Raw genomic sequence first — 13,306 nt, forward strand, 5'->3', positions numbered from 1 at the left:
TTATCAAGCAAGTATACTGACGTGAGGATAATAATTATTCTTGAGATAAGAAAAATCTCCATTTTATAGACTAGTTTAGGCATATCGTTAAATCTGTGTTGTTGGATGCTGGGTTTAATGGACGCTTCCTAAAATTAAAAAATTGTTACTAACTAGTAATATAAAAATGACTACAATATATATTGAATACAGTACAAAAGGAAAAATTATTATGACCGAATCAGCACAAAAACCGCGCGCTCGACGTGGCAGAATCTTTCCTGAAAGAACTATTACACCTGAAGAGCTTGCACGGCAAGAAGCTGAAGGCGAAATTTATCACCAGCGCTGTCTAGCCATTTTTGAGCGCGTGCGTCCTGAATTGATAGATAAATACTATGGTTGGTATATTGCAGTAGAGCCAGATAGTGGAGAGTATCTTATAGATCAAGATAAAATGCAAACACATAAGAAAGCACTTGAAAAATATCCAAATAAAGATCACTTTGTGTTTCGCCTGAATGAAACTGGAGCTACAGGCAGAATATGATACACGGTACGTTTGATGATGTGGGGCATCTATTTTTTGAAATCGAATTAATTATTGCTAATGATTTGAGTCTGCCTGAGCAAGCCATGTTAGATACTGGCTTTACAGGTTTTTTAGCTATTAATAAACAAGATATAGATGGTTTTGAGTGGACTTATGTTGGTCAAGAGCGGATGGTAACAGCACAAGGAATTAAAAGGTTTGAACTTTACTCAGGTAAAATAATGTTAGATGAACAAGAATATGAGATTCCAGTATTTGTAGGTAATGGTATTCCTGAAGTATTACTTGGTTCCGAATGGTTAAAAATCTTACCATTGTCTGTCAACTATCAAGCAGGTATACTGACGCTAGGAGATTAGTAAATCACGAAGAAAGTAAAACCTGTCATGGCGCCAGTCTTCGCCTTTAATTCGTCCCAAATAACCTACAAGTGGTGATGCGAGTTCAACTAAGATTTCGTGTAGTTCTCGTGGCTGAATTTTAATTGATGCTCCAGCGACAAAACCATGTAGCCCATCAACACTTGCACATTCGTAGCCCGTATTTTCCAGATATTTTTTGACAAGCTGGACTAGCTGCGCTCTCAGTTTAATATCTTGATTGATTATATCTATATATTTATTAACTTTTTCGTCAGCTATACCAAATGGCGCCTGCTGCAAACACTCTTTAAGTTCTAACAAATTAATTGAGTTTTTATAATTAGCTTGTAATGCAACTAATTTTTGTAAAGTTTCTGGTGTTATTACATTCATATCATTTTCAGTTGCTGTTCTTTTTGCGAAGGAATTTAGCTCACCTGCTGCCACAATCAATTTAACCGCGCGTTCATACTGCGTTTTACCCAAATGGTTTATACCTATTTTAAGAAGTTGTGCAGGAGTACTATCAGGAACTTTTTCTAATTTAGTTGCTTTGCACTCACCTACTACTGGGTATGGATATTCACAGTAAAAGTCCATTCCTCCGGCGCCACCACTTCCTTCAGGATTTAGTTTAGAACCTGTGAAACCAAGTTTTAGCAAGCTTTTACGAACAAGTTTTTCAAAGCTGTGTCCATCGCTTGAGTTACCTACGGAAGCAATTTTATGTATCCAAGTTACATCTGTGTCGTTGGACGCTGGTTGTAATGGGCGCCTCCAACCTAAGAATATTTGAATATCTTGCTGTAATTGCTTTGCAGCAGGGTTAGTAATGAGTGTTAAGGCGCCTTCTAATTCCTCTAATTTCTGATGTAATGGTGGTTGACGCTTTTCGAGTTGCAGTTTACGGATAGCAAAAGTATTATCATTCAACACTGGGTTTACTTCAGAAGCAGTGAGTGAGTTAGGTAAACCAATGAATTTTCCTAACTTTTCCTTTTGACCAAGATTAGCAGATACATCTTGAGGTTGAGGTAACTGATAGACACGTAGGTACGCCAAGAAAATTTGCTGACGCTGTTGAATTATCGCTTGTAATGCTTCTTTTGCCCAGATAGTTAATCTTGATAAAATATCCAGATTTGCTGTGTGGTCAAGAATTTCACAAAACTCGCAACGTGCCCATACTTTCACCTGTACTGTTTCATCGACTAATAAAGGAAGTTGTAACTGTTCGGTTTGTGCAACTAAGCTAAGTTGTCGAGGTTGAAGTAAAACACCCTGGTGAGTTACTACATTATTTGCAACATGTAAAAAACTCGCGCGGTAGTAATTATCATAAGCAAGTGTGTCTATTGGATAAAGAGCAAACGTTTGTCCGGGACGAAGAAACATTCGAGGTAGAGCGGTAATTAGGCGCCCTTGAATTAACGCTTCGATGTCAGGGGTAGGTAGACACAAAGCAGTATTAATTATAATGGAACTGCTCATAAGCCGATTTTCGCCAGTAAATTATCAACCATAACCCCTACATCATCGCTTCCAGTTGGATTTTGCGTTGCTTGAACTTCAGGGATAACATCTTCATCAACTAAACCAGTGGGGACTTGTCCTGATGGGTCACTTAATATTTCACGAATTAGGTAATTATCAACTGCAATTCTTTTTTGGCGGATATAATCAATTACTTGCTCCTCGCTTAACTCATAATCTTCGCGAGCTTTCATGACTAAATGCGCTGCTAAAAGAGGTTTAATATCTTCTGATTTTAATAATACCCATTCTCCACCAAGTGCTGGCGATAAAAGGTCACTTAAATATTGTTGCGCTCTTGCGGCACCTTTATTGATTTCTTTAGAGCGTATTAAACAACCACGGGTTAAATCAAAATCTTCATAGCGAATTAAACGCTTCAATGTAGCTTGAACAATCATACCTCCAGAATCTTGGAGTACAGCAATACCAATTTTTACCTCTTTCCCGTTTTCTTTACCAACAATTTTTAAGTTTATATAACCTTTGTCGGGAGATTTAGCTTGTATATCTATAATGTCTTCAACTTTTACCTTCTCAACTACTTCTCCTTTGACTGCACAAAATCCTAAGCGAAGCGCTTGAGCAAGTACTGCATTATTTTCAATGTAGTCTTGGATAGTTGTATCTAGAACGGTTAACTGTTCTTGGTAAATTGCTTCTACAGGGTTTGTTGCACCTGGTTTAGTTACATTAAAGTTATCTGCACACCATTGTAAAACTTTTCTAACAATTGGTCTTTCTTTTCCTAATGCCCGAAGTTTATATTCATCAAAGGGATAAACTGAATGAGGAGGTGTTACTCCCTTTTCCTTATAAAATTCTTCTAACCATTTAGAAACAAGAGCCACTACATCATCAGAATTTAAATGTTTTAAATCAACGACTTGTTGACCAATTCTATCTATTACTGATTCAGCATAGGGCAATCTTTTAATTTCATGAACCCAGCTATCCGGATAAACAGAAGTTAATACAACACCTTTCTTAATTTTATCGCATAAATCTTTACCAAGAATAGCAGTTACTTGTTGTCCGGTCAGTCCAGCATCATTTATGTGGGCACTTTCCATTTCATCAAAACAAACAACTACTGGTTTATAGTCGCTAAGTAAATCGAGAATTTGTCTTACTGTATTAAATGACTCTACTTCTTGGTTTTTTGAGTTGATATTAGCCAATCCCATTACATCTGCTTTCGACTGTGGAATGTTACTTCCAGAAAGCCAGCGTACAGCAAATACTTCATAAGCTGGGTCAGGTGAGAGAGTCCAGATAATTGCTGTCAGAATATCCGGGTTTTCAATATCTGGCTTAATACTGAGTACTTTGTCCCTTAGAACTTCAGCGACTTTAGGGTTTTTTGCAAACGCACCAGGAAATTGATTTATTAATTGCTGTGGCGTATAGTCTTTTTTATATGCTTCGTTAACTAAAGCTGTAGCTAATTCTTGCCATTGGCTAACACCTTTACTGCCAATTTGCTTTAAACTATTTGCAAAAGTTCTTAATAATTCACTTTTGATATGATTTAAATCATCACATTGATTCATGCAGATAAATAAAGCACTGCCATTATCTTGCAAACTATGACGAATGCGACTAACAACATGACTTTTACCTAAACCTCTTTCTGCGGTCATGGTAATACCTATGACTCGCCGTTCTCCGCTACGAACTTTTTCTAATGCCTCGTAAACAGCGTCTGAAGCATGGGCATTTAATGATGGAACGTCAGGAAAACCTTGATGCCAAATATTATGATTTGTAACAACAAATTTACCAGCAAACGGATTGTGATTTTTAATGATATCAATGAGTAAATCGTTAGACATGACTTGCTATACAATAGTGGTAAAATGAATTAACGAGTATTTAAAAAGTTAAATTAAAGCTTTTGTTTATTTTAAAAGCTTGGCATAACACCGCAAACCGCTAACTTCCGTTGTTATGGAATCTTCTAATTTTGCTGGGTCGTTATCTGGCAAGCTTCCACCCTGTAGTTGCAAAATATCTTCAGCTTGCATGTCTAACATCCATTCATTGAACTGTTCGCGCGTAACTTGTTCACCAATTGTTCTGCGAATACGGTAAATAGGCACTAAATTATCTAGGTTATAATCGCGGTTAAGTTGCTTATATACTTCTAGGGCAACTGTTTTAAACTTATCGTAAGATTTAATTTCGCCCTTTTTCGCATTGCTGCTACTATTTGTTACTGGCACCGAGGCTGTAGCTACTATACTATTATTTTCACTAATCCATTTTAGCAAGGCATTTGCCGTCCAAGTAGGAACTGTAGTACCTTCAAACTTAAGAGCAGCACTTTTTAATACTTCGCTCAATGCTTCCAAACCCTTCGGCGCCACTAATGAATAGCCATTTTTAGAACTTACTAGCACGCCTTCCTTCTCTAACTGGGTAATTACTTCTTGATAATCTGCAACTTTTTTACCCTTGGAAACAATTCGTTTGCTCAATTCGCCGCGCTTCACTTCGCGTGTGGCGCCTCCTAAATCCCATAAACTGAGTAAAAGGCGAGTTTTGACTTGGTTTTCTGTTGTTTTTAAAGCAATTTTAGCTGGCGCCATAACTATATATGTATATCTATCAGCACCAGTATAGTTTTTAATATATTTTTCAACGGTTGGAAAAATACTGAAAAATTCTTCAGATAATTTTTTCAATAAACTTTTAATCTAAGTAAATTCACTACCTAAACCAAACCAATGAATGGAACGGGCTTTCTCTTGCCCCGTCCCTAAAAATATATAAACTAAAATTACAAACTAACCCAATCAGGAAAAAGCACCTAACTCTCATCTTGCTCAGTAGAATCTAAATTTTCTAACCACTGCTGAATAACCTCTCTTAGCTTCTCAGGGTAGTTTGGAATAGCTTTGACTTTATCTCTCATGCTAGGAGATACTCGAATATTGAGATTAGCGGTTAATGGTTCATCTCTATTCGTTGTAAATTTACCACTTTCATCTTTATAAAGATTCATTTTAACTATTGCAATAAACGTGTTCACATGGAAAAGTATAAGCAGGTAGGAAATTAAGCTTGACCGGCACTTTCCTACCCACTATCTCAATTCACACTTTTGAACCAAGACAATCTAATTATATGCATAATGCTGCATTCGGACGTTCGCGGTACCTTGCGGGTAACATGCTAGAGTTACAAACACTTGCGAAGCTCTATGGTATACCTCCAATGGGTAATCCTAAAATGATGATTAATTGGGTAGATGCTTTAGTTGAGTATTTGCCAGAAGCAAAAGTAGTCACTTGGGGAGCATTACGCGATAAGCAAGGGTTTATACTTCAGAGTCTAAAAATGAGTTTACTTGAAACTCTTAAGTTTGTAGATAATGACCATAACCCTAACGCTGCACAGCTAGCAATACTCGCGCGCTTGATAGAGCTACGTCCTAGATATCATGACCTGGGACACTTATTTGATGAAAAAGGGCTTAAAGCTGAAGAGAGATTATGTACTGAGGTTTTATGGAAGATATACCAAGCTAGGCAACGGGAGCATCCACTTTTGGAAGAAACACAAATTATATGGCGCCGGAGACCTTACTATATGGTTGGTCTAAAAAAGTCTATCTGCCGAAAGTGGATGCTCCCCTAGGCAACTACTTACTGAAGCTTTAGAACTAATAACTGATTTATAAACAAATTAAGGGAAGGGCTAAAAATCCTTCCTTTTTTTTACGCTTACATTAGTGGTCTGTGTCATTTATTTTGGCAGGTTGGTGCCAATAGTTAGATTCTGAGGTATCGGCGCCAATTTCCAATCTCCCTTAGAGTTGATTTATAAAGTAAATATTAAACTTCCGTTTGTTGGGTTACGCAAAGCCTCCACCCAACCTACGTTTCAGCTATTTAAGATTTACTTTATAAATGATGTCTGACTTTATTCTCTGTGTTCTCTGTGTCTCTGTGGTAATAATATTTACTCTAAAATTAAACTTTATTGATTATTTTATGTGTAAGTTTGATATATTTTTATCGAATTCAAACTGTGTACTGAGAATATAATTACGAATCAAATCTAGTTATAATAGAGGTTTGAGTAATTTGTAAAAAGCAATTAAAATGACAAATTTAGAGAAATAATAGTAAATTTTATACTTGCACAAGGCAGGATAATAACTGGATAAGGGATATATTTTTTATTAAATGCACTAATCGCGGCAATAAATAAATGATTGATTTAAGCCTAACACCAGAACAGCAGTTATTGAAGCAAACAGCGCATGACTTCGCTTTGAATGAGGTTCAGCCAATTGTTGAAAAGATTGATTCAAGCGATTCTCATGTCGAACCTTGGGATTTGTGTAAAAATTTTTTTTCTAAAGGAGTTGATTTAGGATTTACTCTGTTATTACTTCCTGCTGAGTACGGTGGTAAAGGTAAAAAGTGTGTAGACTTGGTATTGGTTTTAGAAGAACTCGGCGCCGTTGATGTGAGTGTTGCTAGCAGTTACTTTAATCTTACTGCTGCAATGGCGCTTTTTATTACCAGGGCTGGAACGAGCGAACAAAAAGAGCGTATATTATCCAAAGTCAGTAACTCTGAGCCTTTTTTGTTTAGTGCCGCAGAGAGTGAGCCAAATGTGGCAACTTCAGATATGTTTTGCCCCATGCCAGATGCCAAAATTGGTATGAAGACATTCGCGCAAAGGGAAGGCGATACATATATTCTCAAGGGTGAAAAGTCATTATTAGTTACAAACGCTGGTATTGCCGATGGATATTTTATTATCGCGCGTACAGACGAAGATAAACCAATGCGTGATAGTCTTTCGTTGTTCTACGTTGAAGCTGATACACCCGGTTTGAAATTTGGTGAACGTACATCGCTTATTGGCTGGAAACCCTCACATCATGCAGCTATTCATCTTGATAATGTGCGAGTTCACGAAAAAAACCGAATTGGACAAGAGGGACAAGCGGCAGAATTATTAATGTTGCTTCCAGAAGTCGCTATTGGACTTGCTGCTTCTTATGTAGGTTTAGCGCGCGCTGCATATGAGTACGCTGTTGATTATGCTAAGAAACGAGTCAGCTGGGGTCGTCCTATTATCGAACATCAAGCTGTTGCGTTGAAATTAGCTGATATGATGGTGAACACCCAAGCTGCAAGATTGATGGTATGGGATGCAGCTTGCTGTGCAGAGACAAATCCTTTTCTTGCTGCAACAGTAAAGGCGCCTTCAAGTAAGACTTTTGCTGTAGATGTTGCAATTAAAAACGCGCAATTAGCACTTGAAATTCTTGGTGGGTATGGAACTACTACACAATCAAAAGCTGGTAAGTTTCTTAATGATGCAATGATTGGCTATTCTTGTGATTTTACGCGCGAGATATTGCGTCTTGGTCTTGTGATGTCTATGTAATACAAAGGGACGGGCAAGGATGCCCATCCCACAAGATTTTATCCCACAAGATTTTATCCCACAAGATTAATTACATTTCTTCTAATTCTTTACCTTTGGTTTCCCTAATTAACAAAATTATAAAGAAGATAGAAATTGCTGAGGCAATGGTATATAAACCATATGCGGAACCCAAGCCAAAGTTTTTCAGCAAAGGAGGAAACGAAGTAGATATAACAAAATTCGCAAGCCACTGTACTGCAGCAGCTAAAGATAACGCCGCAGCGCGAATTCTATTATTAAACATTTCTCCTAACATTACCCAAACAATTGGACCCCAGGAGAAACCAAAGAACACTACATATAAATTCGCTGCAATCAAAGCGATAATTCCCGCTGTACCAGAAAGGGTAGGATTACCTGTAACTGCATCTACACTGGCGCCACCAAAAATGACAGTCAAAGTACCCAGAGTTACCGTCATTCCAATAGAACCAATCACAAGTAAAGGTTTGCGACCAAATTTATCTACATATGCAATTGCAATCAAGGTAGTCAAAATATTTACAACACCAGTAATAACGGTAATCAGTAAAGAATCCTTTTCTGAGAATCCCACTGCCTGCCAAAGAACGCTGCTGTAATAAAAAATCACATTAATACCGACAAACTGTTGCAGAATCGATAATCCCATACCTACCCAAACGATTGGTAGTAATCCACCACTGCGACTCAACAAGTCAGAAAATTTAGGCTTGCGTTCCGTCATCACAGTTTGGCGAATTTCATCTATCTTGGCTTCAACATCACCACCAAGCACTTTTTTCAGCACTACCCCTGCTTGCTCGTAACGTTGTTGAGCAATTAAATATCGTGGTGACTCCGGAATCTTCAACGCAGCTAGTCCATACAATACCGCAGGTGGAACTTCCGCCCAAAACATCCATTGCCATGCTGTCATTCCAAACCAAAACGGCGCCTCTGCCGAACCTGCTGTAGATGCAATAAAGTAATTACATAACAGTGCTATAAATATTCCTACAACTATTGCTAACTGTTGTAGTGAACCTAATCTTCCTCGCAAATGAGCAGGCGCCACTTCAGCAATATACGCTGGAGCAATCACGCTTGCCATGCCAACAGCAACTCCACCTACAGAGCGCCAAAATATAAAATCCCAAATCCCAAAGGGCACTCCAGAACCAATTGCACTCAATGTAAACAAAATTGAAGCAGCCACCATCGTTTTAACTCGACCTTGCCTGTCAGCGATTGGTCCAGCTATCCAGGCGCCAGCAGCCGAAGCTAACAACGCCGAAGATACTGCAAACCCCGTCATAAAGCTATCAATATTGAACGCTTTGCTCAAAGCTGAAACGGCGCCATTAATTACAGCAGTATCAAAACCAAATAAAAAACCACCTAGTGCTGCGGCGATTGCAATTAAAATTACATAACTTGTATTTTGTTGTTTCGTCAAAACTTGACTGTTAGATGCCATTTCCAATTCCCTAACTTTTTTTGATTACGTTGGGGCGGGTTCACAAATACCCTAATGGTAAATTAAAAATATTGATAAACCCGCCCTTACAGTATTGATGCCACAGGTAAACTTGCTCGCATAAGTCTATGCGAGTAACGTCAGTTGTATTAAATTAATCTCTCCCCTACTAATTCAATTTTTATACTTATGCGTTATTTAGTTCTCTATTAATAGGCAGATAAATTTAGAAATGTCAATAGAGTCTTACCCCTTAATATAGACTGTATGTAAAGTTTTGTAATGTTTTAACTAAAATTATTAAATAAATATTAAGTATATTGAGCTATGTATAAAAAACAATGTAATATCCCAAATCACATTTGTGTTCAATTTGCCTCTTGGTGCATCAAAAGAATCGAAAGAAAGCTGTTTATGAAAAGCATATCCCTATTAATTCTCTCCTTACTACTATCTACTTTCGCTAGTCCAGCACTCGCAGAAGTTAAGCGAGCTAAATTTAGTAACAGCGGTCAAAACCTAATTGTCGAAATATTAGATAATGACTTAATTCATTTTGAATTCTCTACTAAGAAAGATAATGATAATAGTTTTGATATCAATACTCCTTTGTCTACCTCACCGATGATTTATCGGAAAAACTACCCAGGCCCATCGGTTTATTCCCAAAATAAAAATATTATCGAGACAAGTGACATTCAAGTTAACGTTAATCAAAGCAGTCTATGTATTTCTCTATTTGATAAAGTAAAAAAAGCTGCATTAACTACCGTTTGTCCACAAGATTTACAACAAGATTGGAAAGGTTTAACTCTGGCGCCGGAAAAAATAGAGAATGTTTATGGTTTGGGACAGCAGTTTAAAAAATTGGGTACTGCTGATGGTGACTGGTTGAGTCATGGAGTACGCGAAGAACAACCCAAATGGCAAGAACAAGCGCATGGAAATGGTTTTATGCCATTTGGCTCTGCGGGGATGGTGGGAAATGTCCAGTTTCCAATTATGTATGGTTTGGGGAAAAATAATCTCAACTATGCTCTATTTCTCGATAACCCTTACAAACAACGCTGGGACTTTACGAACAACCCTTGGAAAGTCCAAATGTGGGGTGAGCAAATTCGTTTTTATATCATGACAGGTAAAGATTTACCCGACTTACGTCGTGATTATCTTGAATTAGTCGGTAAACCCCTCGTTCCACCAAAAAAAGCTTTTGGAATGTGGGTTTCAGAATTTGGTTACAAAAACTGGAACCAAGTTAAAACACTTCGCGATGGTTTACGCACAGATAAGTTTCCTGTTGATGGATTTGTTTTGGACTTGCAATGGTTTGGAGGAATTATTAAAGACAGTCCTGATAGTCCTATGGGAAAATTGGACTGGGACGAAACCAGTAACGATGGTAATAACTTTGAATTTCCTAACCCTGCTTCATATATATCTAATTTTCTACAAGATGGTATTGGTTTAGTTGCCATTGAAGAAGCTTACATCAGTAAAAATACCAATACTTTTGCACCAATGCAAGGCGCCAATCTATTGGCTTATAACAAAACAAACAATCAATGTGATGCCAGCAGCCAATCTGCACCCGTAATTCTCAAAAACTGGTTTGGTGAAGCTGGGATGGTAGATTGGTCGGATAAAGCTGCTGGTGAATGGGTACATGAAAATAGACGGTTTCCGAATTTAGTGCAAAAAGGAATTCTTGGTCATTGGACAGATTTAGGAGAACCCGAAAAGTACGATGGTAATGCTTGTTATGAAGGTGTGGAAGTTGCAGCAGGTCAACGCAAAAATCAGCACCGAGATATCCACAACCTTTACAACTTGTTTTGGAACCAATCTATATATGATGGTTATTTCCGTCATCGTAACGAAATCAACCGTAGACCTTTTATTGTCACACGCTCCGGCGCCCCAGGTACTCAAAGATATGGCGCCGCAATGTGGTCGGGGGATATTGGTTCTAACTTAGAATTACTTGCGACTCATATAAATTCGCATATGCATATGTCTTTTTCAGGCATTGATTACTATGGGTCAGATATTGGTGGTTTCCGGCGTGAAGGTATCCCTTATAACGAAAATCATTCAGGGAATTTACAGTATCAAGCCGAAATGTATACACAGTGGTTTGCAAATGGCGCCTGGTTTGATGTACCCGTTCGTCCCCACACAGACAATAGTTTCCAAACAGCAAAACGCTATGAAACATCACCCAATTTAGTTGGTTATAAACAAATCAATTTAGCAAATACTCGCCAGCGTTATGAATTAACCCCTTACTATTATTCTCTCGCTTACCGGGCACATTTATTCGCTGAACCCTTAATTGCTCCCCTTGTCTTTTATTTCCAAAATGATCCAGTAGTTAGAAACATGGGAAATCAGAAATTAATCGGTAAAGATATTATGGTAGGTGTCGTTGCTAAACATGGCGAATACGAACGCGACATTTATTTACCCAAGGGCCAATGGATAAATTACCATACTAATCAATGGTTAAATAGTTCAGGTGAATGGCTAAAATCTTTTCCTACTTATATAGATGCTATTCTCCGCTTACCTACTTTTGTTCGCTCCGGCGCCATTATTCCATTAATGCACGTCGATGCTGAAACCAAAAACGTTTTAGGAGCAGGAAATTCAAAGAATGACCTAATTCTCAAAGTTTACCCAGACGAAAGAAACAGCCAATTTACACTCTACGAAGATGATGGTTCCACTATCAGCTATACTGAAAACAAAGAGCCAATATATCAAACCAGAACCACAGATATTAAAGCTGTAAAATCAGGAAACATCGCGACAGTTAATATAGAAAAAGCTAAAGGCGCCTATAAAGGAGCAATTCAACAGCGAAATAATATAGTACAATTAGTCGCTCTTAACGCCAAAGCTACTGCTGTAACTGTAAATGGTACAAAATTACCTCAACTTAATAATAAAACTGAATTTGAAGGCGCCGATCGTGGTTGGTACAATGCCGGAGATAACTTAATTATTGCTAAATCGGGAATTATTGGCGCCGAACAAAACAAAGAATTTAAATTTAATCTAACTAGCATTCCAACTACAACATCTATCAACTTTGTATGTGATAACGCTTGGACAAAACCCGGAGAAAGCATATACGTAGTAGGAAACCAACCGCAGCTAGGAAACTGGGACACCAATAAAGCAAAAGTATTATCACCAAATGTTTACCACGAATATATTTACAACCCACCACCAAACCATAACGGCCCAGGTCCAAAAACACCAAAATGGACAGGTTTAATATCTGGGTTATCACTTAACACATCAATTCAATGGAAATGTGTGAAAAAACTCAGTGACGGCAAATGGCAATGGCAAACAGGAGACAATAATCAAATTCAAACTAAAAACATCACCTACTCAGGTTCAATCAAACGAAAACTGTAGGAACCCAACATAAAACTTATTTAATTTAATGCCAAAACAGATGTAGAGACGTGATATACCACGTCTCTACATCTGTTAAAAATGATACAACGAGGACGAGACCCCCAGCATTATGAAATTGTTCCCAAAGAAGCAAATTTGTTAACTTTTGAACAGTTTAACGATGAACTAACAAAAATCCAAGCAATTAAGGAGGAATAGAGTTAATGGCTAATTATCCAAAGTTAAGCTTTAAATATGGATGGGACGATAGAGATGATGAAGAAACCCCAATGAAAGGGTATAGAAGTGACGGTATCGTTCAAAGTCCAGAGGGAGAAATATATCCCGTTTACTTCATTGATCCTATTCGCTTACAGCAAGACTTAGAAGCAGAAGAGGAAGTAGGGTCTGCTTTCTTAGCTGAACCCGGATTAATTATCTTACCCGAAGTGACTCGCGAAGCAATGGAAAATGTGGTTAGACAATTGTGGGAGCAAGGTTACTTCGAGTCTCTTAAACCTTTAAAAATAGAGGCAGAAGAAACTAAAGAAAAAACCAGAGCAGTTGCCTAAATAA

General features: G+C 37.8%; 11 protein-coding genes. 6 read left to right on the top strand and 5 right to left on the bottom strand.

From position 1 onward, the window contains the following. Nucleotides 1–211 precede the first annotated feature (211 nt). Together DSM106972_RS43305 and DSM106972_RS43310 are read left to right on the top strand one after the other, a co-directional pair. Entirely contained in the window at nucleotides 212–529 is a 318-nt protein-coding gene (locus tag DSM106972_RS43305) for a hypothetical protein (protein ID WP_127086512.1), read from the top strand. Then, complete coding sequence (locus DSM106972_RS43310; protein WP_127086513.1) at nucleotides 526–891, top strand: aspartyl protease; 366 nt, start codon at nucleotides 526–528, stop codon at nucleotides 889–891. The genes DSM106972_RS43305 and DSM106972_RS43310 overlap by 4 nt, the downstream gene beginning before the upstream one ends. Here DSM106972_RS43310 and DSM106972_RS43315 read toward each other — a convergent pair. The 4 genes from DSM106972_RS43315 to DSM106972_RS43330 all read right to left on the bottom strand — a co-directional run bounded on the left by DSM106972_RS43315 (nucleotide 880) and on the right by DSM106972_RS43330 (nucleotide 5,461). After that, nucleotides 880–2,385, bottom strand: coding sequence for a DUF1802 family protein (locus DSM106972_RS43315; protein ID WP_127086514.1), 1,506 nt, complete (start codon nucleotides 2,383–2,385; stop codon nucleotides 880–882). The genes DSM106972_RS43310 and DSM106972_RS43315 overlap by 12 nt on opposite strands. Beyond that, entirely contained in the window at nucleotides 2,382–4,262 is a 1,881-nt protein-coding gene (locus DSM106972_RS43320) for a hypothetical protein (protein ID WP_127086515.1), read from the bottom strand. Before DSM106972_RS43320 ends, DSM106972_RS43315 begins: the two co-directional genes overlap by 4 nt. 66 nt (nucleotides 4,263–4,328) lie before the next feature. Beyond that, entirely contained in the window at nucleotides 4,329–5,018 is a 690-nt protein-coding gene (locus DSM106972_RS43325) for a hypothetical protein (RefSeq protein WP_127086550.1), read from the bottom strand. 221 nt (nucleotides 5,019–5,239) lie between these two features. Then, the gene (locus DSM106972_RS43330) at nucleotides 5,240–5,461 is read right to left on the bottom strand and encodes a hypothetical protein (protein WP_233787185.1); all 222 of its coding nucleotides are present in this window, start codon (nucleotides 5,459–5,461) and stop codon (nucleotides 5,240–5,242) included. Between the two features lie 32 nt (nucleotides 5,462–5,493). Here DSM106972_RS43330 and DSM106972_RS43335 point away from each other — a divergent pair, with 32 nt between their 5' ends. Together DSM106972_RS43335 and DSM106972_RS43340 are read left to right on the top strand one after the other, a co-directional pair. Further along, the gene (locus tag DSM106972_RS43335) at nucleotides 5,494–6,069 is read left to right on the top strand and encodes a hypothetical protein (protein ID WP_127086516.1); all 576 of its coding nucleotides are present in this window, start codon (nucleotides 5,494–5,496) and stop codon (nucleotides 6,067–6,069) included. 576 nt (nucleotides 6,070–6,645) lie between these two features. Then, nucleotides 6,646–7,839, top strand: coding sequence for an acyl-CoA dehydrogenase family protein (locus DSM106972_RS43340; RefSeq protein ID WP_127086517.1), 1,194 nt, complete (start codon nucleotides 6,646–6,648; stop codon nucleotides 7,837–7,839). Nucleotides 7,840–7,909: 70 nt separating this feature from the next. Here DSM106972_RS43340 and DSM106972_RS43345 read toward each other — a convergent pair whose 3' ends face one another. Next, complete coding sequence (locus DSM106972_RS43345; protein ID WP_127086518.1) at nucleotides 7,910–9,319, bottom strand: sugar porter family MFS transporter; 1,410 nt, start codon at nucleotides 9,317–9,319, stop codon at nucleotides 7,910–7,912. Between the two features lie 414 nt (nucleotides 9,320–9,733). Here DSM106972_RS43345 and DSM106972_RS43350 point away from each other — a divergent pair, with 414 nt between their 5' ends. Both DSM106972_RS43350 and DSM106972_RS43355 read left to right on the top strand, forming a co-directional pair. Next, entirely contained in the window at nucleotides 9,734–12,748 is a 3,015-nt protein-coding gene (locus DSM106972_RS43350; protein ID WP_127086519.1) for a TIM-barrel domain-containing protein, read from the top strand. A gap of 206 nt (nucleotides 12,749–12,954) precedes the next feature. Continuing rightward, nucleotides 12,955–13,302, top strand: coding sequence for a hypothetical protein (locus DSM106972_RS43355; RefSeq protein ID WP_019489902.1), 348 nt, complete (start codon nucleotides 12,955–12,957; stop codon nucleotides 13,300–13,302). Nucleotides 13,303–13,306: the final 4 nt, after the last annotated feature.

It is taken from the genome of Dulcicalothrix desertica PCC 7102, assembly GCF_003991905.1.
GTDB lineage: Bacteria > Cyanobacteriota > Cyanobacteriia > Cyanobacteriales > Nostocaceae > Dulcicalothrix > Dulcicalothrix desertica.